The organism is Microbacterium suaedae (assembly GCF_003254645.1).
GTDB classification, from domain to species: domain Bacteria; phylum Actinomycetota; class Actinomycetes; order Actinomycetales; family Microbacteriaceae; genus Microbacterium; species Microbacterium suaedae.
The window spans coordinates 495,486-521,309 of the sequence record NZ_PNFD01000003.1 but is presented as its reverse complement, the minus strand read 5'-3'; the positions used below and the strand labels follow the sequence as shown (position 1 = coordinate 521,309).

Annotated in this window: 21 protein-coding genes, 3 tRNA genes and 1 pseudogene; 21 read left to right on the top strand and 4 right to left on the bottom strand. The window is 67.2% G+C overall.

The features are described from left to right. The first annotated feature begins 30 nt into the window (after nucleotides 1–30). From gyrB to C0012_RS11870, 11 genes are all read left to right on the top strand, one after another. A complete protein-coding gene (gene gyrB / locus C0012_RS11920) occupies nucleotides 31–2,103 on the top strand; it encodes a DNA topoisomerase (ATP-hydrolyzing) subunit B (RefSeq protein ID WP_110587963.1) in 2,073 nt (690 codons plus the stop codon). Between the two features lie 31 nt (nucleotides 2,104–2,134). After that, the gene (gene gyrA, locus C0012_RS11915; RefSeq protein WP_110587964.1) at nucleotides 2,135–4,696 is read left to right on the top strand and encodes a DNA gyrase subunit A; all 2,562 of its coding nucleotides are present in this window, start codon (nucleotides 2,135–2,137) and stop codon (nucleotides 4,694–4,696) included. After that, nucleotides 4,693–5,097: a DUF3566 domain-containing protein gene (locus C0012_RS11910; protein WP_110587965.1), complete on the top strand. Its 405-nt coding sequence runs from the start codon at nucleotides 4,693–4,695 to the stop codon at nucleotides 5,095–5,097. Before gyrA ends, C0012_RS11910 begins: the two co-directional genes overlap by 4 nt. A 260-nt stretch (nucleotides 5,098–5,357) precedes the next feature. Next, nucleotides 5,358–5,434 (top strand) — tRNA-Ile (locus C0012_RS11905). An 11-nt stretch (nucleotides 5,435–5,445) separates the two neighbouring features. Continuing rightward, nucleotides 5,446–5,518 (top strand) — tRNA-Ala (locus C0012_RS11900). A gap of 346 nt (nucleotides 5,519–5,864) precedes the next feature. Next, the gene (locus C0012_RS15875) at nucleotides 5,865–6,266 is read left to right on the top strand and encodes a transposase (protein ID WP_110587966.1); all 402 of its coding nucleotides are present in this window, start codon (nucleotides 5,865–5,867) and stop codon (nucleotides 6,264–6,266) included. Beyond that, entirely contained in the window at nucleotides 6,266–6,586 is a 321-nt protein-coding gene (locus tag C0012_RS11890) for a hypothetical protein (RefSeq protein ID WP_110587967.1), read from the top strand. The genes C0012_RS15875 and C0012_RS11890 overlap by 1 nt, the downstream gene beginning before the upstream one ends. A 332-nt stretch (nucleotides 6,587–6,918) precedes the next feature. Continuing rightward, complete coding sequence (locus C0012_RS11885) at nucleotides 6,919–7,638, top strand: hypothetical protein (protein WP_198411132.1); 720 nt, start codon at nucleotides 6,919–6,921, stop codon at nucleotides 7,636–7,638. A gap of 421 nt (nucleotides 7,639–8,059) precedes the next feature. After that, entirely contained in the window at nucleotides 8,060–9,196 is a 1,137-nt protein-coding gene (locus tag C0012_RS11880) for a hypothetical protein (RefSeq protein WP_110587968.1), read from the top strand. A gap of 129 nt (nucleotides 9,197–9,325) precedes the next feature. Next, nucleotides 9,326–9,398, top strand: a tRNA-Ala gene (locus C0012_RS11875). Between the two features lie 191 nt (nucleotides 9,399–9,589). After that, nucleotides 9,590–10,420 carry an alpha/beta fold hydrolase gene (locus C0012_RS11870; protein ID WP_110587969.1) on the top strand — a complete coding sequence of 277 codons (831 nt, stop codon included), beginning with the start codon at nucleotides 9,590–9,592 and terminating at the stop codon, nucleotides 10,418–10,420. A gap of 28 nt (nucleotides 10,421–10,448) precedes the next feature. Here C0012_RS11870 and C0012_RS15745 read toward each other — a convergent pair. Further along, nucleotides 10,449–10,693: pseudogene (locus C0012_RS15745) on the bottom strand (hypothetical protein); the annotation flags it as partial. A 136-nt stretch (nucleotides 10,694–10,829) separates the two neighbouring features. Then, nucleotides 10,830–11,981, bottom strand: coding sequence for an ROK family transcriptional regulator (locus C0012_RS11860; protein WP_110587970.1), 1,152 nt, complete (start codon nucleotides 11,979–11,981; stop codon nucleotides 10,830–10,832). Nucleotides 11,982–12,112: 131 nt separating this feature from the next. On the opposite strand from C0012_RS11860, the gene C0012_RS11855 reads away from it, so the two are divergent. The 10 genes from C0012_RS11855 to C0012_RS11815 all read left to right on the top strand — a co-directional run bounded on the left by C0012_RS11855 (nucleotide 12,113) and on the right by C0012_RS11815 (nucleotide 21,970). Further along, the gene (locus C0012_RS11855) at nucleotides 12,113–13,501 is read left to right on the top strand and encodes an ABC transporter substrate-binding protein (RefSeq protein WP_232527909.1); all 1,389 of its coding nucleotides are present in this window, start codon (nucleotides 12,113–12,115) and stop codon (nucleotides 13,499–13,501) included. Next, on the top strand, nucleotides 13,498–14,487 hold the full coding sequence (locus tag C0012_RS11850) for a carbohydrate ABC transporter permease (protein WP_110587972.1): 990 nt from the start codon (nucleotides 13,498–13,500) through the stop codon (nucleotides 14,485–14,487). The genes C0012_RS11855 and C0012_RS11850 overlap by 4 nt, the downstream gene beginning before the upstream one ends. Continuing rightward, the gene (locus C0012_RS11845; RefSeq protein WP_198411131.1) at nucleotides 14,484–15,392 is read left to right on the top strand and encodes a carbohydrate ABC transporter permease; all 909 of its coding nucleotides are present in this window, start codon (nucleotides 14,484–14,486) and stop codon (nucleotides 15,390–15,392) included. The genes C0012_RS11850 and C0012_RS11845 overlap by 4 nt, the downstream gene beginning before the upstream one ends. Before the next feature lie 52 nt (nucleotides 15,393–15,444). Further along, nucleotides 15,445–15,585, top strand: a complete 141-nt coding sequence (locus C0012_RS15475) for a hypothetical protein (protein ID WP_162621753.1) — start codon at nucleotides 15,445–15,447, stop codon at nucleotides 15,583–15,585. After that, entirely contained in the window at nucleotides 15,582–17,288 is a 1,707-nt protein-coding gene (locus C0012_RS11840) for an alpha-amylase family glycosyl hydrolase (RefSeq protein WP_110587973.1), read from the top strand. The genes C0012_RS15475 and C0012_RS11840 overlap by 4 nt, the downstream gene beginning before the upstream one ends. A 207-nt stretch (nucleotides 17,289–17,495) precedes the next feature. Then, a complete protein-coding gene (locus C0012_RS11835) occupies nucleotides 17,496–18,608 on the top strand; it encodes a DUF1611 domain-containing protein (protein WP_110587974.1) in 1,113 nt (370 codons plus the stop codon). An 86-nt stretch (nucleotides 18,609–18,694) separates the two neighbouring features. Continuing rightward, complete coding sequence (locus tag C0012_RS11830) at nucleotides 18,695–19,168, top strand: DUF6328 family protein (protein ID WP_110587975.1); 474 nt, start codon at nucleotides 18,695–18,697, stop codon at nucleotides 19,166–19,168. A 67-nt stretch (nucleotides 19,169–19,235) separates the two neighbouring features. Next, a complete protein-coding gene (locus C0012_RS11825; RefSeq protein WP_110587976.1) occupies nucleotides 19,236–20,246 on the top strand; it encodes an ABC transporter substrate-binding protein in 1,011 nt (336 codons plus the stop codon). A 6-nt stretch (nucleotides 20,247–20,252) separates the two neighbouring features. After that, nucleotides 20,253–21,176 (top strand): ABC transporter permease, encoded by a 924-nt coding sequence (locus C0012_RS11820; protein ID WP_110587977.1) that lies wholly within the window; start codon nucleotides 20,253–20,255, stop codon nucleotides 21,174–21,176. A gap of 2 nt (nucleotides 21,177–21,178) precedes the next feature. Continuing rightward, on the top strand, nucleotides 21,179–21,970 hold the full coding sequence (locus tag C0012_RS11815; protein ID WP_110588159.1) for an ABC transporter ATP-binding protein: 792 nt from the start codon (nucleotides 21,179–21,181) through the stop codon (nucleotides 21,968–21,970). A 57-nt stretch (nucleotides 21,971–22,027) separates the two neighbouring features. On the opposite strand, the gene C0012_RS11810 is transcribed toward C0012_RS11815, so the two are convergent. Beyond that, nucleotides 22,028–24,526, bottom strand: a complete 2,499-nt coding sequence (locus C0012_RS11810; protein WP_110587978.1) for an AAA family ATPase — start codon at nucleotides 24,524–24,526, stop codon at nucleotides 22,028–22,030. Nucleotides 24,527–24,738: 212 nt separating this feature from the next. Further along, nucleotides 24,739–25,758, bottom strand: a complete 1,020-nt coding sequence (locus C0012_RS11805; RefSeq protein ID WP_162621754.1) for a LacI family DNA-binding transcriptional regulator — start codon at nucleotides 25,756–25,758, stop codon at nucleotides 24,739–24,741. Nucleotides 25,759–25,824: the final 66 nt, after the last annotated feature.

The window sequence follows — 25,824 nt, the reverse complement described above, 5'->3', positions numbered from 1 at the left end:
GCTGCCCCGACCATAAGGAGCGATCCCTTCATGACGAGCGAAACCCCTCAGGACGAGCCTGTTTCCACGACGGCCGACACGGGGGGCGACAGCACGTCGGCCGGGCCCGGAAAGGTCATGAACGACTACGGATCCGACCAGATCCAGGTTCTTGAGGGCCTCGAGGCGGTGCGAAAGCGCCCCGGCATGTACATCGGGTCGACCGGTCCGCGTGGTCTCCACCACCTCGTGTACGAGATCGTGGACAACTCGGTCGATGAGGCGCTGGCGGGCTACTGCGACACCATCACGGTGACGCTGCGCGAAGACGGCGGCGTCCGCGTCGACGACAACGGCCGCGGTATTCCCGTCGACGAGCACAAGATCGAGAAGAAGTCGACCCTCGAGGTCGTGCTGACGGTGCTGCACGCGGGCGGGAAGTTCGGCGGCGGCGGATACGCCGTCTCGGGCGGTCTGCACGGTGTCGGTTCATCGGTGGTCAATGCGCTCTCGACGCGGCTCGAGGCCGAGGTCCGGCGCGAGGGCAGCGTCTGGCGTCAGTCGTTCTCTGACGGCGGCGTGCCGCGCGGACCCGTCGAGCAGGGGGAAGCGACGGACGAGACGGGGACGTCGATCACCTTCTGGCCGGATCCCGACATCTTCAAGGAGACCGTCGAATTCGAGTACGAGGTCCTGCGCACCCGATTCCAGCAGATGGCGTTCCTCAACAAGGGGCTGCGCATCGAGCTGTACGACGAGCGGCCCACCTCGACCGAAGAGGTCGAAACCGAAGAGGGGGCGCCGGAAGTCGAGCAGCGCCACGACGTCTTCCACTACGAGCGCGGTCTCATGGACTACGTCGACTACCTTAACAATGCGCGCAAGGCCGAGCGCGTGCACGAGGACATCATCAGCTTCGAGTCGGAGGACGACGGGCGCAAGATCGCCCTCGAAGTCGCCATGCAGTGGACGACGTCCTACAGCGAGAACGTGTTCACCTATGCGAACACGATCAACACGCACGAGGGAGGCACGCACGAGGAGGGCTTCCGCGCGGCGCTGACCTCGCTCGTCAACCGCTATGCGCGCGCCAACAGCATCCTCAAGGACAAGGAAGAGAACCTCACGGGCGATGACGTGCGCGAGGGGCTGACGGCGGTCATCTCGGTCAAGCTCAGCGAGCCGCAGTTCGAGGGGCAGACGAAGACCAAGCTCGGCAACACCGAGGCGAAGAGCTTCGTCCAGCGCATCGTCGCGGATGAGCTCGGCGACTGGTTCGAGCGCAATCCGCAGCAGGCGAAGAACGTGATCCGCAAGGCGATCGACGCCGCGAACGCGAGGCTCGCTGCGCGCAAGGCCCGCGAGACTGCTCGCCGCAAGAGCGTGTTCGAGTCGGCCGCAATGCCCGACAAGCTCAAGGACTGCACGAGCAAGGATCCCTCGATCAGCGAGGTCTTCCTCGTTGAGGGCGACTCGGCCGGCGGATCCGCGGTGAACGGCCGCAATCCGCTCACCCAGGCGATCCTCGCGCTCCGCGGCAAGATCCTCAATGTCGAGCGCGCGCGCCTCGACAAGGCGCTCGCGAATAAGGAGGTCCAGGCGATGATCCAGGCCTTCGGAACGGGCATCGGCCCCGAGTTCGACATTGCGAAGGCGCGCTATCACAAGATCGTCCTGATGACCGATGCCGATGTCGACGGTCAGCACATCGCGACGCTGCTGCTCACGCTTCTGTTCCGCTACATGCGGGGCCTCATCGAGGCGGGATACGTGTTCCTCTCGATGCCGCCGCTGTATCGCCTGAAGTGGACGAACGCCGAACACGAATACGTCTACAGCGATCGCGAGCGCGACGCGCTTCTCGAGCTCGGAATCGAGCAGGGCAAGCGCCTGCCGAAGAGCAACGAGGGCGGCGTGCAGCGATACAAGGGTCTCGGCGAGATGAACGCCGAGGAGCTCTGGGAGACGACGATGGATCCCGAGACGCGCACGCTGCGCCAGGTGACGATCGAGGATGCCGCCGCGGCTGACGAGATCTTCTCCGTGTTGATGGGCGACGACGTCGAGTCGCGTCGCAGCTTCATCCAGCGCAACGCCAAGGACGTCCGCTTCCTCGACATCTGATCGACGACGGACCGCGAAGAGAGACAGACTTATGAGCGACACAGAGCTGCCAGAAGAGCAGGGACGTCCGGATATCAACGCCGGACACAACCACGGTCGGATAGATCAGGTCGACCTGCAGTCCGAGATGCAGCGCAGCTATCTCGACTACGCGATGAGCGTGATCATCGGTCGCGCGCTGCCGGATGTGCGCGACGGGCTCAAGCCCGTGCACCGCCGCGTCATCTTCGGCATGTACGACGGCGGATACCGCCCCGACAAGTCGTTCTCGAAGTGCACCCGCGTTGTCGGCGAGGTGATGGGTCAGTACCACCCGCACGGCGACTCGGCGATCTATGACACCCTCGTGCGCCTCGTGCAGCCGTGGTCGATGCGCTACCCGCTCGCGCAGGGGCAGGGCAACTTCGGAACTCCGGGCAACCAGGGCGCGGCAGCTCCCCGTTACACCGAGACGAAGATGGCCGCCCTCGCGCTCGAGATGGTGCGCGACATCGAAGAAGAGACCGTCGACTTCGAGGACAACTACGACGGTCGCACGCAGGAGCCCACGGTGCTCCCGGCGCGGTTCCCGAACCTCCTCGTCAACGGATCCGTCGGCATCGCGGTCGGCATGGCGACCAACATCCCACCGCACAACCTCCGCGAGGTCGCGGACGGTGCCCTGTGGGCGCTCGAGAACCCGGATCTGCCGCGCGAGGAGGTCCTCGGCGGACTGATGCAGCGGATCCCCGGACCCGACTTCCCGACGGGCGCGCAGGTCCTCGGCAACAAGGGAATCCACGAGGCGTACCGCACCGGTCGTGGATCCATCACGATGCGCGCCGTCGTGAACGTCGAGGAGATCCAGGGCCGCACCTGCCTCGTCGTCACGGAACTTCCGTACCAGGTCAATCCCGACAATCTCGCCGTCAAGATCGGTGAGCTCGCGCGCGAGGGGCGCGTGACGGGGATCGCCGACATCCGCGACGAGACCTCGGGACGCACGGGACAGCGCCTGGTGGTCGTGCTCAAGCGCGACGCCGTCGCGAAGGTCGTGCTGAACAACCTCTACAAGCACACCGATCTGCAGACGAACTTCGGTGCGAACATGCTCGCGATCGTCGACGGCGTGCCGCGCACGCTGCCGCTCGACCGCTTCATCTCCCTGTGGATCGAGCATCAGCTCGAAGTCATCGTGCGGCGCACGCAGTTCCGCCTCCGGAAGGCGGAGGAGCGGATGCACATCCTCCGCGGCTACCTCAAGGCGCTCGACGCGCTCGATGAGGTCATCGCGCTCATCCGGCGTTCGCCGACCGTCGACGACGCCCGCTCGGGCCTGCGGTCGCTCCTCGACATCGACGATCTGCAGGCCGACGCGATCCTCACGATGCAGCTGCGCCGCCTCGCGGCCCTCGAACGGCAGAAGATCGTCGACGAGGCCGAAGAGCTCGAGGCGAAGATCGCCGACTTCCGGGACATCATCGCGAGCGACGAGCGTCAGCGCGCGATCGTGAAGACCGAGCTCACGGCGATCGCCGACAAGTTCGGCGACGATCGCCGTACCGAGATCCTCCCCGGTTTCGACGGCGATGTGTCGATCGAGGACCTCATCGCGGAAGAGGAGGTCGTCGTCACGATCACGCGCGAGGGCTACGTCAAGCGCACGCGCAGCGATCTGTACCGCAGCCAGCACCGCGGCGGCAAGGGAATCCGCGGCGCGCAGCTGCGCGCCGACGACGTCGTCGAGCACTTCTTCGTCACGACGACCCACCACTGGATCCTGTTCTTCACGAACGCCGGCCGCGTATACCGCGTGAAGGCATACGAGCTGCCGGAGGCAGGGCGCGACGCCAAGGGTCTGCATGTCGCGAACCTCCTCGCGATGCAGCCGGACGAGCAGATCGCCGAAGTGATCGAGCTGAAGGGCTACGACGACGCCGAGTATCTCGTGCTCGCCACCCGCAACGGGCTCGTGAAGAAGACGCGCCTGACCGAGTACGACTCGAACCGGCAGGGCGGGATCATCGCGATCAACCTCCGCGACGGCGACGAGCTCGTCGACGCGATGATCGTGGACGGCGATGACCACCTCATGCTCATCAGCCGCAAGGGCATGTCGCTGCAGTTCCCGGCGTCCGACGAATCGCTGCGTCCGATGGGACGTTCGACGTCGGGTGTGAAGGGCATGTCGTTCCGAGAGGGCGACGAACTGCTCAGCGCCTCGGTGGCGCGCGCGGACACCTACGTGTTCACGGTGACCGACGGTGGCTGGGCGAAGCGCACCGCGATCGGCGAATACCGACAGCAGGGCCGTGGCGGTCTCGGTATCAAGGTCGCGCGTCTGCACGACGAACGCGGAGAGCTCGCGGGCGGACTCGTCGTGCAGGAGGAGGACGAGGTCCTCGTCGTGCTCGCCAAGGGCAAGGTGGTACGCTCAGCCGTTGCCGAGGTGCCCTCGAAGGGCCGAGACACGATGGGAGTCGTGTTCGCTCGCCCCGATAAGGGAGACCACATCCTGACGATCGCCCGCAACAGCGAGCGCGGATTGGGTGAGGACGAGGCCGAAGAATCGGCAGAAGAATCTGCTCCCGAGACCCCTGAAGGTGACGCATGAGCACGGTAGCCGACAAGCTCGCGAAGAAGTCCGCGCAGAAGACCTCGTCGAAGCAGGTGCGCCTGCGCCTCGTCTACATCGACTTCTGGTCGGCCGTGAAGCTGTCCTTCCTCGTCGCGATCGCCATCGCGATCGTCACGCTCGTGTCGTTCGTGCTCATGTTCCTCGTGATCCAGTCGACGGGACTCATCAGCCAGGTCGATGAGTTCATCGGCAGCTTCAGCGACGGCCGCTTCTCCATCGAAGCCGCGGTCGGCCTGCCGCAGGTGTTCGCGTTCGGCTCCGTCGTCGCGATCCTCAACCTCATCGTCGTGACGGTGATGGGTGCGGTCGCCGCCGGCATCTACAACATGTGCGTGAAGATCACGGGCGGTCTGCTCGTCGGCTTCACCTCGAACTGAGTTCGCTGAGGTGCCCCGGGGTTGCGGCCCCGGGGCACTTTCGCGTGTCGGGGTGTCGCGGACGTCACGGATTGCGGAGATCTCACGAAACGAGGGCGGTTCGGTGAATCCGGCCCTCGTTTCGTGAGATCTCCGAGTTCTGTGGCGTCGAAGGCGGCAGCGACGGAGCGCGCCACGCCCGGGGCGCAGGGGCGAATTGGAGAGCGTCGTCGCGGTGATGTATGCTCTTGCAGGTTGGCAGGTGAGCCTGCTGGTGATACGGGGCTATAGCTCAGGCGGTTAGAGCGCTTCACTGATAATGAAGAGGTCCCAGGTTCAAGTCCTGGTAGCCCCACCATCCCTCCTCACGGGGCCTTAGCTCAGTTGGTAGAGCGCCTGCTTTGCAAGCAGGATGTCAGGAGTTCGAATCTCCTAGGCTCCACATCTTCGAACGGCCGGATCCGCACTAAGCGGATCCGGCCGTTTCGCGTTGCGGCGTAGCTGAAGGCAGGGGGTTATCGGCCAAAAGGAGTGGATGACTCCGTGATCTAGCCGCGTGATCGCGCGGTAGAAAGAGAACAGTCATGGTCTGCGAGGCTTACTCGTGGACCTTCCGGCGAACTGTCTGGTATGCGGCAGCAAACTGGTCAAGAGCCGGAAACACCGCTCCGGAACCCAACGCTCGCGCTGCCCGCCCTGCGGATCCTCGAGCGTGCGCCGCCGACCTGACGTGACCGCCCGCGAACGGCTCCGCGCTTTCGCGTGCTGGCTCACCGGGAAACTCACCCATGCCGAGATCGACGGGACGGCCACCGGGCGCTCGTTCCGCCGCCGGACCGCGTGGTGCTGGGGCATTTCCCCGCGACTGGGCCCCCTATCACGCGGTCCTCATCGATGGCATCCACATCGGCTCCTGGTGCCTGCTCATCGCTCTCAGCGACACCGGCAGAGTCCTCGCCTGGCAATGCTGCGCGAGAGAGAACACCGCGGCCTGGAAAGCACTGTTCGAGCAGATCCCCGCTCCCGGCATCGTCGTCTCCGACGGCGGCAGCGGTCTCCCGTCCGCGCTGCGACAGGCCTGGCCCGAGACGAAGCACCAACGCTGCCTGTTCCGCCCGCAGATGACATCACCCGTCATCTCACCCTCAAACCGCGAACCCCGGCAGGGCGCGCGCAGTGGCACCTGGTGATGGACCTCAGTTCCGTCCACGACGCGGATGCCGCGATCGAATGGCAACTGCGCCTGGAGCAATGGTGGCAGTCATTCGGTCACCTCACGACCGAGCGGACACTGCTCCGCAATGGCCAGTTCGGATTCACCCATGACCGGCTCCGGAAAGCCTGGCTGCTGGTCCGCCTGGGCGTTCGGAAGAACCTCATCTTCACCCACATCACCTACGGCAACCCGCGCACCACCAGCCCGCTCGAGGGAGTGAACGCGCGGATCAGGGATATCCTGCGCCGACACCGCGGGATGAGCGAGGAACACCGCCGTCGCGCGGTCGAGTGATTTCTCACCCCGCACGAGCTCCCGCTCGAACACGCTCTCGATCTCGCCAAGACCGTCGAACCCATCACCGCTCCGGCACCGGTCGAGGAACCGATCGGCCCGGCGCTCTATGACACCGGGCTCGACGCGGGCGAAGGGCTCTGGTCCCGAGCGGGATGGGCAGGACGCGGGTGACACGCCAGACCCCATCCACACTTTCTGGCCGGTAACCCTCGCGGGTCGCTTAGGCTCGGAGGCAAAGAAAAACCCCGGCTGCATGCCGACTCATGTTCGACAGAGGCTTATGCCGGGGACTTCCCCACCAGACTACATCGGAGAGGAGGCTTCGTCCAGTGTCGATGCCTGCCCACCACATCGCAGCATTGGATCGGTCGGTCACTCCGACGCGGATGGGCACGTATCTCTCCGCCGCTGCAGGGGATCCGGTTCGGGCGCGCGAGCTCTACCTCTGGGACCGCGACCTGGCGGTTGCCTTCCTCGGCGACCTCGCGATCCTCGAGGTGGCGCTGCGTAACGCGATGAGTGCGCAGCTCGAGGCCAAGTGGGGCGTCGACTGGTACGAGAACACGGCCATGCCGCTCGACGACCGCTCCATGAACACACTGAGCACGGCCTGGGGTCGCGTCAAGGAGCCCAAGACGCCGGGCAAGCTCGTCGCCCAGTGTATGTTTGGGTTCTGGCGAGGGCTTCTCGACAAGGGTGACCATGCCGGTAAGCCCCCGCGCCGCATCCGCTGCGACTATGAGGTGCTGTGGAGAGGCGTGCTCGACAAAGCCTTCCTCGGTGGGCGCGCCCAGGCCCGGGCCGACCATCAGCGGTGGAATCGCGAATACGCACTGGCTGTGGTGAGCCGCGTCCATGAACTGCGCAACCGCGTCGCCCACCACGAGCCGCTTGTCAATGGGATGCCCCTGCCAGGCCAGCGGACGCGTCTCAGCGCGCAGGAAGCGCACGAGGACACGCTGCGGCTAGCGGCCATGCTCGACCGGGATCTCCACGCGTTCCTGGTCACCCGATCGCAGGTGCCGGTGCTGCTCGGGAGCCGGCCGTGAAAGCCGGTGCGCCGCAAATGCGCCTCGCGCGAACCAAAAGCTGCCTATGACCAGGCATAATGCATGTTCGCAACATGCTTTGCAAGCAGGATGTCAGGAGTTCGAATCTCCTAGGCTCCACATCTTCACCTCCCCGATGCGCTCGACCAGGCTCAGACCTGGTGCATCCCCGAGACTCGGGGACTGGAACCGGCAGCCCGACATCGTCGGCGGCACGGCGATTCTGGCGCCGCAGCACGTCAGTGCGGCATGCCGGTTCGTACGGCGCATCCGCCTCAGCTTCCGTCTGGCGACCAGCCCTCGGCTACTCGTCACGTGATGCGACGCTCGACACGATGTGCGCGCCACGGGGGAGGCGTCGCACGAGCAGAGTCCGTCGCACGAGGTGCTCTACGATCTTCGAGAAGGCGGGAGGCCTCGGGTGGATCTGCGTTGGCTTTCAGCCCCTGAGCACGAGATCGCGGAAGCGATGCAGCAGTACCGGCTCAGCTCGCGGCCGCACTGGGTACCGACGAAGCGTCAGGTGCTCGTGCATGTCAATCACTGTCTGATGCTCTGGTATCTCTGCATCGTGCTGATGGTGCTCGGCGTTCGCATCGACACCTTGCAGGACAACCGCATCGAAGCGCGAGACATCAGGGACATCGTGGTGTGTGCTGCCGTCTTCGCGGTCTGGGTCGTCGCTGCCGTCTGGCTGCGTCGGTGGGCGGCGAGGCCGCCGTCATCTCGCGCACGGATTCGACAGTGGCGACAGATGCTCACAGCATTCGCCAATGGGCTTGCGTATCAGCCCCGGCGCGGAGCCGCGTTCTCCTCGCTCATCACCGCGGAGCGGCACGCTCACTGCTACCCGCGCTTCGTTGCGGAGCGCATCGAGTTCGGCAATATCGGATATCGAAGGGGATCGCGTTCAGGATCCTGGCAGTACATCGCGTTCCGAATGCCCGTGCCGCTCCCGCACATGGTTCTTGATTCCACGGAGAACGGGGGCCTCGCGCGGATGCTGCCGGTGCATGTGGCCAGGCACCAGACGCTCTCGCTTGAAGGCGATTTCGATCGCTGGTTCCAGATGTACGCGCCCGCCGGCTACGGGCGGGATGCGCTGTTCTTGCTGACCCCGGACGTCATGGCGGCCATGATCGATCACGCGCATGCGTTCAGCATGGAGGTCGTCGGGGACCGAGTGGTGTTCTTCCGGCCAGGAGCGGCCGACTTCTCGGATCCTGATCCGTGGAACGATGTGGCGGAGATCGCCGGAGGAGTCATGGGCCCGTTCCTTCGCAATGCGTCGCGTTACCGCGACGATCGCGTTCCGGAAGGCAACGTGTCACCGATCAGAGAGACGATACGAGCAGCCCTCGCAACACCCGGGGGGAGATGGGCTGAGTCATCGCCGCGGATCGCAGACGACGGGACTCGGCTTCGTCTGGAAGATCGGCGCACCGGGTTCTGGTGGATGCTCGGTGCGATCGGATGGGGAGCAGCGCTCGTGTTTCTCTACGTCGTGCCCGCAGTCTTCGCTTTCGCGGGATTCATGTCGATCGCCGACGGCAGATGAGACCGCGCCTCGCCGCGGAGTCGGCAACAAGTACCTGGTGAAGCGTCATGGACGCCGGCCAGCGGCTGCTGGTGCACGCGCATCAGGATGTGAGCTTCGCGCGCGTCGGGCGTCTCAGACTGTCCTCGCGGGGCCTTGGCTCAGTTGGCAGAGCGCCTGCTTTGCCAGCAGGATGTCAGGCGTTCGAATCTCCTAGGCTCCACGGTTGAAGACGTAGAGAGCGTCTGACGTCAACGGCGGGTCGGTCGGTCCTCGACCGCCCTGGCGAAGTGGAGTCCCGTGGAGTGGTGTAACGCTTTCGTGATCAATCGAGCTCGTGCATGTCAATCTTCGCGCGCGTCAGCCGTCTCAGATGATCGGCTTGCCCTTCACGGCAGAGGGGATCATGGAACAGTGAACGCTTCCCCACGCGAACTCTCGGTCGTGCTCCTGCACGGATGGCCCGTTGCTCAGGCGCACTGGCGGGATCTGTTGCCGCGTCTGGAGAACGCCGGCTTCGCGCCGATTCCCCTGACCTTGCCCGGGCTCGGAAGCGTACCCGGGGGCACTCAGAGTCTCCGGAAGAGGGAACTTGCCGCGCGCCTGGGGGAGCGGCTGATCGAACAGGGGATCACGCGGTTCGCGGTCATCGGTCATGACTGGGGAGGGACCGTCGGGACGCTTCTGGCTGCGGCGATGCCTGATGCCGTGACGGCGCTTGTGGTCGAGGAGGAGATCCTGCCCGGCATCGACGTGGAGATCCCGACACCAGGCGCAGATCATTACCCGTCTTGGCACGGGCCGTTCAACCGTGCGCCGGGTCTTGCCGAGCGCCTCGTGCCGGGACGAGAGGACGCCTACTACGGCACCTTCCTCCGACAGAGCGCCGGACCGACGGGGCTCGATCCCGCCGTCCTACGCTCCTACGTCGACGTCTACGCGTCGGACGGCATGCTCGAAACGGCGCTTGGCTACTACCGAACGTGGACGGACGACATCATCGATATCGGTCGACTTCGGGAGAGCCCGATCAGCACTCCCGTCCTCGCGATCGGAGGTCGCTACGCGATGGGGTCCGCCGTCGCGGAAGGTCTGCGACCGCTGGCAGCGGATGTCACTGAACTCGTGATGGAACGTTCCGGCCATTATCCCGTCGAGCAGGAACCCGAACCGGCGGCCTGCGCCATCATCGAGTTCCTCGAACAGAACCGCGGTGGCAGTGAGGGCATCCCTCATCAGCCTTGATAGGACTAGGCGATCACCGCGTTGAGCGTGGTTGCGGGATCAGGCTCCGAATGCCGCGATCACGCAGGTGGGTACGGATCGCTCGCGACGAGTACGCCTTGTCGCCACGGACCGCGTCTGATCGCGTGATCAGGTGGCTCGACGGCCGGATCCGTGTCATTCGATCCAGCCCCCTGCGGGGCGCGTGACGTTCGTCGCGTACGGATGCACGCGGACGATCGTGGAGTCCACCGGCATCGACCAGCGGATCTTCCCGTCTCGATCGGCGGCGGCATCGCCGTGCGACGCCCAGCAAGACGACGGAGTTCCGGACACCACGTGAGAAGCAGACCGAACTGATTACCGGCGTTGCACGAGCGAGCAGAATCGGCCCTGAGTTCTGGAGCGATCTGCGGCAGTGGAGCGGCCGTCAGGATCCCGTCAGCGACTTGTTCACGGCGCCTGCGGAGTACTCCTCGTCAACTGCGAGGAGCGAGAGGCCGATCAGAGCGGCGTCGGCGTCGAGCTGCGACGGCACGATCTGGAGATTGCGCGTCGCGCGTGGGAGCGACCGCGGGTAGAGCGCCTCGCGCACACCGGCGATCATCGGGGCGACAGCGAGCGTGCCGCCGAGGACCAGCTGCGCCGGATTCAGCACCGACACGACCGTCGCGAGCACTTCGCCGATCACGCGTCCGGCATCCTGCGTCAGCCGTGCGGCGTCCGGGTCGCCGGCGTTCAGGGCGTGGCGCACGTCCGTCACCGAGTCGGCGGTCTTCCCGATCTCCGTGAGCTGCCGGGCGAGGGCGCGTCCCGACGCGACGGAGGCGAGGCAGCCTGTCGCACCGCACAGGCACATCTCGCTGTTGTTCCCGGGTAGCTTGATGTGCCCGATGTCGCCGGATCCGCCGTCGGTCCCCCGGTAGATGTCGCCGTCCAAGACGATGCCCGATCCGATGCCCGTGTCGATCTTCACGAAGCACAACGATCGGGACTGCGGGTACACCCGGCGCTGTTCACCTAGCGCCGCGGCATCGGCGTCGTTCGACACGTGGATCGCGACGCCGAGTCGGTCCTGCAGTCGTTCGGCGATCGGAAATCCGTCCCAGCCCGGCATGATCGGTGGTTCGTTCGGGCGCCGTGTATCCGGGTCGATCGGCCCCGGCACGCTGACGCCGCAGGCGGACACCTCGGCAAGCGTGGATCCCTCGCGATCGATCAGACGCGTCGCCGTTTGCGCGATCGCGTCGAGAGTCGTTTCTGGCCCGTCGGAGACGGCGGGAGCGATGCGTTCCTCGGCGAGGATGTGACCCGCGAGATCGGTCACACCGACCGTGGTGTGGGTCGTGTCGACGGAGGCGACGAGGATCCGTGCGTGGTCCGTGTGGAAGTGCAGCTGGCGCGACGGCCGACCGGTGCTGTTCCGATTCGCCTCCCCTTCGACGAGCAGGCCGCTGTCGAGGAGCGCGTCGATGCGTGTGGAAACCGTCATCCGCGACAGGCCTGTCAGCTCCCTCACTTCACCGCGCGTGAGCGAACCGTGTACGCGTACGAGCTCCAACACGTCCCCTGGTCCCGGCATGGTCACCTCCTTCTGTCTCCACCTTAATGCTTGACAGCTAGACACGTTATGTCTATCGTCTAGACATTATTAATTCGCGGTCAGCCGCGGACCTTTCTCGTCATTGCAGGATCAGCGCAAGGAGGCGCACGGTGAAGAACCGAATGTTGACGGCAGCTGCGGCTGCAGGTGTCGTCGTGATGGCGGCGGCTGGGTGCAGCAGTGGCACGGCCGATGAAGAGGGCGGCGACAGCGAGCTCACCATGTGGGTGCAAGAGGACCTGCCGGATCGCGTCGCGGCGACACAGGAGATCGTCGACGCCTTCGCCGAGCAGAGCGGCGTCGAGGTGGAGCTCGTCCCCGTGGCCGAGGACCAGTTCAGCCAGCTCATCACCTCGGCGGCGGCCGCGAGCGACCTCCCCGACGTCATCGGTGGGCTCTCCCTGCCGCAGGTGCGCACGCTGTCGTCGAACGACCTCATCGACACAGACGCCGTCGGATCCGTTCTCGACACCCTCGACCGGTCGACCTTCTCCGAGAAGGCGCTCGAGCTCACGTCCGACGGCGACACGTCTCTCGCGGTCCCCAGCGAGTCCTGGACCCAGATGCTCTACTACCGCACCGACCTCTTCGAGGCGGCGGGGCTGGACGCACCCGACAGCTACGAGAAGATCCTCGGTGCGGCCGAGTTGCTCGACGACGGCGACATCGCCGGGTTCGTCGGCGCGACGGCCCCGGGCGATGCCTTCACGGAGCAGACGTTCGAGCACATCGCCCTCGGCAACGGATGCGAGCTCGTCGACAGCGCGGGCGAGGTCCAGCTCGACTCGGATGCGTGCGTCGGCGCCTTCGAGTTCTACGGCGAACTCATCACGGAGTCGTCCGTTCCGGGCGCACAGGACGTCGAGACGACGCGCGCGAGCTACTTCGCGGGTGACGCGGCGATGTTCGTCTGGTCGAGTTTCGTCCTCGACGAGATGGCGGGGCTCCGTGACGACGCCAAGCCGTCCTGCACCGAGTGCCAGGAGGACCCTGGGTTCCTCGCCGAGAACACCGGCGTCGTCACCTCGATCGCCGGGCCCGATGGGCCGGAACCGGCCCAGTTCGGCGAGATCACGTCGTGGACCACGACCGTGACGGCCGACGCCGAGAGCGCGACGGCGCTCATCGAGTACATGATGTCCGACGGCTACGAGCCGTGGATCGCGATCGCGCCCGAGGGCAAGGTTCCGGTGCGAACGGGGACGCCGGAGGAGCCGACGCTGTTCACGGACGCCTGGGGAACGCTCCCCGTGGGAGTGGACACGAAGGCCCCCCTCTCTGACTTCTATGGCGACGAGGTGCTCTCGGCGGTCGCTGCCGGCCCCGAGAACCTCGCCCGTTGGGGACTCACGCAGGGGCAGGGAGACCTCCTCGGCGCCCTCCAGGGCGAACAGCCCATCGCGGCAGGCGTGAGCGAGGCGACGCAGGGTGCTGATGCAGAGGCGGTCGTCGAACAGACGACCGAGGTGGTGCGCTCCATCGCGGAGTCCGTTCAGTGACGCAGCTCGCGGCGGGACCGAGCCGATCCGCGGCTCGGCCCCGCCGAACCGGAGCGTCGCGCACGCGGCGAGAGGAGAACCGGTCGGGTCTCCTTCTCCTCTCGCCGACGCTCATCATCGTGCTCGTCGCGGTCGTGCTGCCCATCCTGTGGGCTGTGGCTCTCGCGTTTCAGGACGTCCGGCTGATCACCATCGGGACGGCGGGCTTCTTCGGCGAGTACACGTTCAACAACTTCATCGAGGTCGTCACCGCGCCGGGCTTCCTGTCCTCCCTGTGGACGACGTTGCTCTACTCGGTTCTCGGAACCGGACTCGCGATCGGCGTCGGGCTGATCGCAGCTCTCGCGTTGCGGAAACCGTTCCGCGGACGCGGTGCGATCCGAGCGGCGCTTCTCCTGCCGTACGTCGCGCCCGTCGTCGCCGCGACCTTCGTCTGGTCGACGATGCTGAATCCCCAGTACGGGATCGTCAACTGGGTCGGGGTGAACGTCTTTGGCTGGGAGGATCCGGTGGCGTTCCTCTCGGCCCGGTGGCTTCCGGTCGACGTCCTCGGGTGGGAGATCCAGCTCCCGATCGCGCTCATGACGGTCATCGTCTTCGAGGGGTGGCGGTCGTTCCCATTCGCCTTCCTCTTCCTCACCGCGCGCCTGCAGGCTGTCCCCGACACGCTGGACGAGGCGGCGCGCGTCGACGGCGCGACGCCCACGCAGAGGTTCTTCCATATTCTGCTGCCTCAGCTCGTCCCGACGATCGCCGTGCTGAGCGTGCTGCGGTTCATCTGGACCTTCAACAACTTCGACGACATCTATCTGCTCACCGGCGGCGGCGCGGGAACCGAGGTCGTGTCCGTCCGCGTCTTCAACTACCTCACGGCACGCGGAGACATCGGCGCGGCGGCGGCTCAGGCCCTGATCCTCGCCGCGATCCTCGGGATCCTTGTGTGGGCGTACCTCAAACTCTTCGGACGAGAGGAAGACCAGGCATGACCCTTGAGCGCTCCGTTGAGCGACAGCGTCCGACCGGAATGCTCCGCGACCGAGCGGAGAATGCGATTCTGCGCGTGCTGCGGCCGATCGTGATCGTCGCGCTGCTATTCGCCGCGATCGTGCCGTTCTACTACATGCTCCTGCTGAGCTTCCGCTCGCTCGACTCCCTGATTCAGAATCCGGGTGCGCTGTGGATCTCGATCGAGGAGCTCGATCTCACGACGTACCTCGACGTGCTGGCGCCCACCTCGGAGGGCGGCCAGGGCTTCACGGGGTTCATGTGGAACTCGCTCATCGTGGCGCTCGCGACGGTCGTCGTGACGCTGATCGTGTCGATCCCGGGCGCATACGCCGTCAGCCGTCTCCGCTTCTTCGGTCGCCGCCACGTATCCGCGCTCTTCCTCGCCGTGTACTTCTTCCCGGTGATCCTGCTCGCCATCCCGCTGTTCGTGTTCTTCACACGCGTCGGTCTGCGCGGCTCGCTGGTCGGGCTGCTGATCGTCTACGTGTCACAGGTCGTGGCCGTCTCGATCTACACGCTGCGCAACTACTTCGCCACGATCCCCGTCTCCCTCGAGGAGGCCGCGGCGATCGACGGGTGCACGCGCGTGCAGACCATGTGGCGGATCAGCCTGCCGCTCGCGATGCCGTCGATCATCTCGAACGGGCTGTTCGTCTTCATGATCGCGTGGAACGAGTTCCTCTTCGCGCTGCTGTTCCTCGTCGAGAAGCGCGAGAACTGGACCGTCTCGCTGGGGCTGTCGCAGCTCTCCGGGAGCATCGAGGTGCCCACCACGGTCCTCATGGCGGGATCCGTGATCCTCACGCTTCCCATCATCATCCTGTTCTTCGCGTCCGAGAAGCTTCTCGTCGGCGGGCTCACCGCCGGCGCCGAGAAGGGCTGACGCTCTTCTCCTCTCACTCATTTCACCTGTATCGAAAGGAGGACTCGGGGTCGTGCCTCAGATCGTTCAGTTCCCCTCTCCCCGCGACGTCGTGCTACCCGAGCCGAGCATCCGGGGATCCTCGGACCAGCTCTCGCAGTTCGACGAGCATGGTCGGCAGTTCGTACGCCAGCTGCGGGGCCGTGCACGATGAACGCCGATCGATCTCGCGCGCTTCGCGATCTGCTCGGGACGCTCCTGGCTCCGCTCTACGGTGACGGTGCCCCCGAGGTGCGGGACCAGCTCCTCGCCCTGGCGGATCGATGGGAGCCCCAGCTGTCCCAGGAACGATCCTTCCCCCTCAGCCACGAGACGGCGTACCTCATCGCCTACGGTGACTCGTTCACGCGCGACGGCGAGGTGCCGCTGCACACGCTCGCGGGGGTGCTCCGCGAGCACGTCGGTGACATCCTCACCGACGTGCATCTGTTGCCGATCTACCCGTGGACGTCCGACGACGGCTTCGCGGTCGTCGATCATCGCGAGGTGGATCCGGCGCTCGGCACCTGGGCTGACGTCGAGGAGACCGAATCGGCCGGGTACCAGGTGGCGCTCGACTTCGTCGCGAACCACGTGTCCGCGTCGAACCCCTGGTTCCGCGGGTGGCTCGATGGCGATAAACGGTATGACGGGTACTTCCTCGAGCCGGCTGCGGACTTTGACACGGCGCAGGTTGTCCGCCCGAGGGCGACGCCGCTCCTGCATCCGTTCGAGCGCGCCGACGGCACGACGGCGAAGGCATGGACGACATTCGGCCCCGACCAGATCGATGTCGATCCGCGAACGCCGAGCGTCCTGCTCGAGTTGACCGACGTCCTCCTGGGCTACATCGCGCGCGGTGCGCGGACCATCCGCCTCGATGCGATCGGATTCCTCTGGAAGGAGTCGGGTACGAGCTCGATCCACTTGCCACAGACACATGCTGTGGTGAAGGTCTGGCGTGCGCTGATCGACGCCGTCGCCCCAGGTGTGCTGCTGCTCACGGAGACGAACGTCCCGCACGTCGACAACATCTCGTATTTCGGAGACGGTGACGATGAGGCGAATATGGTCTACCAATTCGCCCTTCCGCCGCTCGTCCTCCACGCCTTCATCACGGGGCGCGCGACGGCCTTCGCCGACTGGGCATCCGGGATCCGGCCCGTGAGTGACACCGCGACATGGTTCAACTTCCTGAGCAGCCACGACGGCATCGGACTCCGACCGACGACCGGACTGCTGACCGACGACGATCGCCGCCTGATGGTCGAGCGCACGCTCGCGCGCGGCGGCCGGATCTCGATGGCGACCCAGCCCGACGGTTCCGAGACGGTGTACGAGCTCAACACCAACTACCTTGACGCGCTCGTGGAAGCCGACCACCCGGATCCCACGGCGGCCGTCGTCCAGCGCGGGCTCGCGGCGCACGCGATCCTTCTTTCGGTCGTCGGCGTGCCCGCGATCTACTACCACTCGTTGCTCGGCTCTGCGCAGGACCTTGAGGGCGTACAGGAGTCGGGGATCGCGCGCCGGATCAACCGTGAGCGCCTCGACGCCGACGTGCTGGCCGAGGAACTGGAGACGTCGCCGAGACGCAGGGGCGTTTTCGAGGGACTCCGGAGGCTCTTCGAGACACGTCGCGGCCTGCCGGGCTTCTCGCCCTTCGCGGACCAGGAGATCGAGCGTCACGACGAGCGCCTCGTCGTCATCCGTCGAGCCGGTGGGACGCCGGACGAGATCGTCGCCGTGATCAACGTCAGCGGCGACCGCGTGGAGGCGCCGAGCCTGTCGGGAATCGATGTGCTCGCGGGCCGACGGCACGACGTGCTGGCACTCGGGCCCTACGAGTACGTGTGGCTGCGGCGACTCGCATCCTGAAGGGCTGAGCATGCTCAGATTGGCGCGACTCTCGGTGGTCCGTGGGCGGGGAGGACTGCTCACCCCGCCCGGCCCCCGCACATCTCCCCCTGATACGTTGAGTTGGTCGGCATCTTGCCGGCGTTCAGAGAAGACTTCTTGTCTGTCGATCCGCCCCTCGGGCTCTCCGCGATCCGTCGCCTCCTCTGTGTGACCGCAAGGAGTTCGATGAACGCCCATCTTCTGACCCGATCCACGGCCATCGTCTACTGTGAGGGCCAGTTCGGCGCACAGGACGGCAAGACCGCCAACGGCCTCGTCCGGCACTCCGAGAAGTACGAGATCCTCAGCGTGATCGATGGCAGCCGCGCGGGCGTCGACGCCGGCGAGTTCCTCGACGGCGTGCGAAATGGGATCCCCGTGCTCGCCGATCTCGCGGAAGCGATCGCACACGCGGGGCGCGTTCCCGACTACCTGATCTGCGGGGTGGCGCCCGCAGACGGGCTGCTGTCGCCGGCCCAGCGCGTCGTGCTGCTCGACGGCATCGCCCGCGGCATGCACATCATCAACGGCCTGCACGAGTTCCTCGCGGACGACGTCGAGTTCGCCGCCGCGAGCCTCGTCGCCGGCGTCACGATCACCGACATCCGGCGCCCGCGCGAGAAGAAGGATCTGCACCTCTTCTCGGGGCGGATCGCGGGCGTCACCTGCCCGCGCATCGCGGTCCTCGGCACGGACGGCGCGATCGGAAAGCGCACGACGGCGACGCTCGTCGTGCGGGCGCTCGTCGATCGTGGGATCCGCGCCGTCATGGTCGGCACGGGACAGACGACGATCATTCAGGGCGGGCGGTACGGTGTCGCCCTCGACGCGCTGGTTCCCCAGTTCTGCTCGGGCGAGGTCGAGAACCAGGTCGTCGCGGCGTTCGAGGGCGAGGATCCCGACATCATCATCGTGGAGGGGCAGGGCGCTCTGAGCCATCCGGCGTATCTGACGTCGGCGCACATCCTGCGTGGCAGCCAACCGGCCGGTGTCATCGTGCAGCACGCGCCGCGGCGGCGGGTCCTCGGCGACTTCCCGATGGTGCCGATGCCGACGTTGGAGAGCGAAATCGCTCTCATCGAGGCGTTCGCGACCACTCGGGTCATCGGCGTCACCGTCAACCATGAGGGCATGACGGACGTCGAGATCGACGACGCGATCGACGACATCGAGCTCGCTCACGGCGTGCCGGCGACCGATCCGCTGACGCGTCCGGCAGAGCGACTCGTCGATATGGTGCTGCAGGCGTTCCCGGCCCTCGCGGATCGTGCCGCGCTGCGCCCCTCCCCGGTGCGGTAGGCGGGCGCGTCGACCGAAGGCCGCGGATCGCAGAGGCGTGAGCCGCGGCCGAGACAGACGACGAACGGCCGCAGTACCGTCGGATCATGACGGATCAGGTCCCGCGCCGGCGTGAGACCCCGGATGAGCGCGCCGATCGCAACTGGATCGAGGTGCTGCAGGAGCTCCGCGTGCTGCAGACGGGCACGCAGATCCTCACCGGCTTCCTCCTCGCTCTCGCCTTCCAGCCCGCGTTCGCCGATCTCGCGCCCGGCCAGAAGGGCCTGTACCTGGTGCTCATCGCGCTGAGCGCTCTGAGCGCGGTTCTCGCCCTCGCCCCCGTCGCCGCGCACCGCATGCTCTTCCGTGCCGGGGCGAAGGCCGCGGTCGTCTCGGCCGGGCACGTGTGCCTGCTTGCGGCTCTCGCCATCGTCTCGTTCCTGCTCGCGGGCGTCGTCGGGTTCGTGTTCGACGTCGTCATCGGGACGACGGCGGGATGGATCGCCGGCGGATCGCTCGCGCTCGCGGCAGCGGCGGGATGGGTGGTCGCGCCGTTGATGATCCGCGCCAGGAGGCGGTGAAGAACGGGCGGGAGCGGGTACCATTCGACAGATCATTCCCGCTCGTCTCATGCCACAAGGACGTCTCATGTCACAGCCCCGTTTCCGCCGTCTCGCCGCCGCTGGTCTTGCCGCCGCCGCGCTGTTCGCCGTCTCTGCCTGCTCGGCCTCCGATGACGGCGGATCCGAGGGCGGAGGATCCGACGGCGCCGCCGCCGACACCGTGCAGATCGGCGTGCTTCAGTTCGTGCAGCACCCCGCGCTCGACGCGGCGACCGAGGGCTTCAAGGAGGCGCTCGCCGACGCAGGCATCGAGGCCGAGTACGACGACCAGAACGCACAGGGCGAGGTGCCCAACACGAACACGATCGCGACGACGTTCTCGAACGAAGACCTCGACCTCGTGCTCACGGTCGCGACGCCCGCCGCGCAGGCCGCGGCCCAGGCAATCGTCGACACCCCCGTCCTGTTCACCGCCGTCACCGATGCCGAGGCGGCGGGGCTCGTCGACTCGAACGACGCGCCCGGCGCGAATGTGACGGGTACGAGCGACCTCAACCCCGTCGCGGATCAGCTGGCTCTGCTCGCCGAGATCGCGCCCGACGCCGAGTCGGTCGGCATCGTCTACAGCTCGGGCGAGGTCAACTCCGAGGTGCAGGTCGATCTGGCGAAGGAGGCCGCGGCCGAGCTCGGCCTCACGATCGAGGAGGCCACGGTCTCGAACTCGGCCGAGGTGCAGCAGGCGACCCAGTCGCTGGGCGACGTCGACGCGATCTACGTGCCGACCGACAACACCGTCGTCTCGGGGATCGCGGCCCTGATCCAGGTCGCCGAGCAGAACGGGATCCCCGTCGTCACCGGCGACGCCGGTCCCGTCGAGAACGGTGCGATCGCGACGGTCGGCATCGACTACGGCAAGCTCGGTTACCAGACCGGCGAGATGGCGGCGGCGATTCTGCAGGATGGTGCGGACCCCGCAGAGATGCCGGTCGAGACGTCGAACGACGTCGAACTCATCATCAACCCGGCGGCGGCCGATCGCATGGGCGTGGAGCTTCCTGCGTCGGTGACGGATCGCGCCGACCGCGTCATCGAGTAGCGGCGCATGATCGGCGCGATCGAGCTGGGCCTCCTCTACGGGGTCATGGCGCTGGGCGTCTACCTGACCTTCCGCGTGCTGAAGTTCCCCGATCTCACGGTCGACGGCAGCTTCACGACGGGCGCAGCGGTCGCCGCCGCGATGATCACGGCCGGCCAGAACCCGGTGCTGGCGACCCTCGCGGGCGGTGGCGCGGGGCTCATCGCCGGAATCGTGACGGGACTCCTGCACACGAAGGGGAAGATCGACGGGCTGCTCGCGGGCATCCTCACGATGATCGCCCTCTGGTCGGTGAATCTGCGCATCATGGGCGGTGCGAACGTGCCCCTGCTGCGCGAGGAGACGCTCATGACCCCGCTGCGCGACGCGCAGCTGCTCGGTCGCACCTGGATCGGCGTGCTCGTGTTCCTCGCGGGCGTCTTCGTGCTCAAGCTCCTCGTCGATTGGTTCCTCTCGACCGATCTGGGCCTCGCGATCCAGGCGACGGGCAACAACAAGCAGATGATCGGCAGCCTCGGCGCCGATACCGATCGCACGACGATCCTCACGCTCGCGCTGTCGAATGGTTTCGTCGGCCTGTGCGGCGCGCTCGTCGCGCAGTACCAGGGATTCGCCGACATCAGCATGGGCATCGGCCTGATCCTCGTCGGGCTCGCGTCGGTCATCCTCGGTCAGGCGGTGCTCGGCCAGCGATTCATCTTCCTCGCGAGCCTCGCCGTCGTCGTCGGCGCGGTCATCTACCGGGTGATCATCTTCGCGGCCCTGCAGGTGGGGCTGAACCCGAACGATATGAAGGCGATCACGGCGGCGCTCGTCGTCGTCGCGCTGCTGCTGCCGCGCTGGGGTGTGCTGAAACGGACCCCGTCGTGGCGCGATCTTCGGGGAGGGCGGGCGCCCGCCCGCGCGGCGGCCGAGACGAAGGGAACGTGACGATGCTCACGATCGATGGCGTCAGCAAGACGTTCTTCCCCGGATCCGTGAACGAGCGCCGAGCGCTCACCGGCGTGGATCTGCGCCTCGACGAGGGCGACTTCGTGACGGTGATCGGTTCGAACGGCGCCGGGAAGTCGACGCTGCTCAACGCGGTCGCGGGCCGGATCCCGGTGGACGCGGGCCGCGTCGACATTGACGGCACGACCGTCAACAAGCTGAAGGAGCACCGCCGCGCGCGGTTCGTGGGGCGCGTCTTCCAGGATCCGATGGCCGGCACCGCGCCCGATCTCACGATCGAGCAGAACCTCTCGCTCGCGCTGCTGCGCGGCAAGCCGCGCGGGCTGCGGCGCGGCGTGACGAAGGCCCGCCGCGAGCGTTTCGTCGAGGAACTGAAGTCGCTCGAGCTCGGGCTCGAGAACCGGCTGAAGGCGAAGGTCGGGCTGCTCTCGGGTGGTCAGCGGCAGGCGCTGTCGCTGCTCATGGCGGGCTTCACGCATCCGCGGATCCTGCTCCTCGACGAGCACACGGCGGCGCTGGATCCGCAACGCGCGGCGCTCGTGACCTCGCTCACGGGCCGCATCGTCGAGCAGGGCGGTCTCACGACGCTCATGGTCACGCACAACATGGAGCAGGCGCTCGCGCTCGGCAACCGGCTCATCATGATGCACGAGGGGCGGATCGTGTTCTCCGCCGATGCCGAGACGAAGAAGAAGCTTTCAGTCGAGGCGCTCCTGGCAGAGTTCGGGAAGATCAAGGGCGCGAGCTTCGACGACCGGGCCATGCTCGGCTGAGGGGCCCGTTCCTGTCCCCGGACCGACCGCTCCCTCGGATGGAGCGGTCGGTATCGGTCATGCGGTCGGGGTGGGATCCGCCTCGAACCGCTCCGCGAGCACGCGGGCCGTCGCGCCCTCGCCTGCGGCGGCAACGTCACGCGGGCGCCCTTCCGCCACGATGCGGCCTCCGTCGGGTCCTGCGCCCGGGCCGAGGTCGATGAGCCAGTCGGACGCCGCGGCGAGCTCCATGTTGTGGTCGGCCATGAGGATCGTGTCGCCCTCGTCGACGATCTGCCGGAAGAGGGCGCCGAGAACGCGGGCATCGGTCGGGTGGAGGCCGTTCGCGGGCTCGTCGAGCACGAAGAGCGAACGTTCGTGTCGCTTCCGCGCCTTGAGGGCGGCGGCGAGCCGGAGCCGCTGGGCCTCGCCGCCCGAGAGCGTGGACGACGACTGACCCAGCAGCAGGCCGCCGAGGCCGACTCGCTGCAGCGCCTCGAAGTGGCCGGCGGCCCGGAGAGGCTCGGCGAACCTCTCGGCGGCGGCGTCGATCGACAGATCGAGCACATCGGCGATCGTCAGCCCGTCGACCGTGATCTCGAGGGTGTCGGCGGTGAAGCGGCGGCCGTCGCATTCGGGGCACGTGCCGTGCGAGGCGGGCAGGTGCACGAGGTCGATCGTGATGACGCCGAGGCCCTCGCATCGCGGGCAGCGCCCCGCGGCGGTGTTGAACGAGAACCGCGATGCGGTGTATCCGCGCTCGCGAGCCTCGGGCGTCTTCGCGAAGAGGGCGCGGACGCGATCGAAGATGCCGAGATACGTGCCGATCACGGATCGTGGCGACCGCCCGATCATGCTCTGATCGAAGCTCACGACGCGCGCGAACGCGTCGAGGCCGCTCGTCGCGGCATGCGCGAGGCCCTCTCGTTCGTCTCCGCTCGCGAGGGCGTGCGGCGCGTCGTCGTCGAGCAGGGTGGACGCGCCGGATCCGCGCACGAGCGAGGCGACCGATCGCAGCAGCGAGCTCTTTCCGGACCCCGAGACGCCCGTCACGGTCGTCAGGGCGCCCACGGGGAACGCGGCCGTCACGTCATCGAGCGTGTTCGCGGTCAGGCCGGCGCAGCGCGCCCACGCATCGAACGCGCGCGGCTCCCGCCACGGGGATCCGCTGGGCTCGTTGCGCAGCCGCGCCCCCGTGGATCCGTCGCCCGAGAGGGCGGCGTCGACGGGGCCGACGTACATGACCTGGCCGCCGTCGGCCCCGCCTCCGGGCCCGAGCTCGATGACCCAGTCGCACCGGCGCACGAGCTCCATGTCGTGCTCGACGAGGACCACGGTGTTGCCCGCGTCGCGCAGCTGCACGATGAACTCGAACAGGTGATCGGTGTCGTCGGGGTGCAGACCGGTCGAGAGCTCGTCGAAAACGTAGACCATGCCGTGCAGGCCGCTGTGCAGGTGGGCGGCGAGGCGCAGGCGCTGCAGCTCACCGGGGGACAGTGTCGCCGCGGATCGGCGCGGGGCGAGATATCCGACGCCGAGGGCGTCGATGACCGAGGTGCGCTTGTCGAGCTCGTCGAGCAGGACGTGCGCGGCCTCGTCGGCGGCGGATCCCGGATCCTCGCCTCCCCGCTGCGTCAGGGCGTCACGCAGGAAGCGCGCGAGATCGGAGAGGCTGCGCGCCTGCGCCTGGGCGATGTTCTCGCCGCCGATCCGCACGTCGAGCGCCGCGCGGGCGATGCGGGATCCGCCGCACTCGGGGCACGGCTCGTCGGTGAGGAAGCTCTCGGTCCGCTCGCGCACCGTGGCGCTGTTCGTGGTGACGAGCGTGTCGAGCAGGTAGCGGCGGGCGCTGCGGAACTTTCCCTTGTACCCGCGGGGGATCCGCTCGCGCAGCGTGTCGGGGTCGACCGTCACCTCGGGCGTCTCGTCGGTCGTGAGCAACCATTCGCGGGTGTCGGCGGGAAGCTCGCGCCACGGCACGTCGACATCGATGCCCAGCGTCTCGGTGATGTGCGTGAAGTTGCGGCCCAGCCAGCCGCCGGGCCACGCCGCGATCGCGCCGTCGCGGATCGTGAGGGCGTCGTCGGCCACGGCGACGCGCAGATCGATCTCGTGGATCCGGCCCGTCGCGGCACAGCTGGGGCACGCGCCCTCGACGGTGTTGGGCGAGAAGGCCGACGCGAGCAGGCGCTCCTGCCCTGCGGGGTACTCACCCATGCGCGAGAACAGCACGCGCAGCAGATCGGACACCTGCGACAGCGTGCCGACGCTTGAACTGTCAGGCGGGGTCGAGACGAGCTGCTTGACGGCGATCGCGGCCGGCAGGCCCGTGATCCGGTCGACCTGCGGTGTGGCGATGGATCCGAGCAGGTGGCGCGTGAACGGCGATACCGATTCGAGATAGCGGCGCTGCGCCTCGGCGTAGATCGTGTCGAACGCGAGCGACGACTTGCCGGATCCGGAGACGCCGCAGATCGCGACGAGGTGGCCGTGGGGAATCGAGACGTAGATGCCGTCGAGGTTGTGTTCGCGCGCCCCGACGACGGAGATCTCGGTGGCAGAGCGCTTCGGATCCATCCTCGCCACAGTATCGCCTCTCCGGCGCTTCGAATGCCTCAGGTTGCCCTATCCGCGCGATCTTGTGGCGACCCGAGGTGTTCAACGGGGTCGCATTGATGCAACCGGTTGACGGTTGGAACTCGGCCGGATTCAATGGGCGGAGCCGGACGGCCGGCGAAACGACCACGGGAGTTCGACACGTGCCTCAGATCAGCCCTCCGCCCCGCGGGTCAGGCGGGCGCGGCGGTGGACTCTCGGACAACGAGCTCCGTGACGAGGGGATCCGTCGCCTCCTGGTCGCGCGATTCGAGCGTCGAGACCAGCTCCCGGACGGCGGCGGCGCCCGCGCGGTCGAGGGGGCTGCGTACCGTCGTGACGGATGGCGTCGTGAGGTCGGCTCCGAAGATGTCGTCGAAGCCAACGACGCTCAGGTCGCGGGGCACGTCGACCCCGTCGCGGCGGCACGCGCGCAGCAGGCCGATCGCCATGAGGTCGTTGTACGCGAGCACGGCCGTGGCGCCGGAGGCGCGGACGCGGCGGAGGGCCGCCTCGCCACCCTCGACGCTCGGCTGGTTCGGTCCGATCTCGACGAAGGTCATCCCGCGCGAGACGGCCTGGTCGAAGAGTCGCTCGCCGCGCTCGCGCGACATCCACGACGAGGATGGCCCCGCGACGTATGCGACCGATCGATGCCCGAGGCTCGCGAGGTGATCGATCGCCTGAGTGACGCCCGAGTCGATGTCAGGGACGACGGCCGTGAGGTCGCCGACGCGGCGATTGACGAGGACGACGTCCTTGCCGGCGGCGATCGATGCGATCTGCTCGTCGTCGAGGCGCGCGGCGGCGAGCACGACCCCGTCGACGGCGGGCAGGAGTCGGTCGAGCGTGCCCGACTCGATCTCTCCGGACTCCTGCGACTCCGCGAACACGAGCGTGTAGCCGAGCTCGCCGCAGACTTGTTCCGCGCCGCGCACGAGGCGGAAGAATACGGGGTTCGTCACATCGGAGACGACGAGGCCGATCATCCGCGTGCGCCCGGTCGGAAGCGCACGCGCCATGGGGTTGCTGCGGTAGCCCAGCTCGGCCGCCGTCTCGCGGATTCGCTTCTCGGTCTTCGCGCTGATGCGCCCGGGCTTGTTGAGAGCACGCGAGACCGTGGACGGGCTGAGATCGAGCGCGCGGGCGATGTCGTAGATGGTCGCCGATGGCCTTCGATTGCCGTTCGCGCCGTTGCGCCGCTGATCAGTCATCTTCGCCCACAGTCGTCGTCCGCATGGCAACCATCGTGACACATTGCCACCGGTTGTCGAATCCCG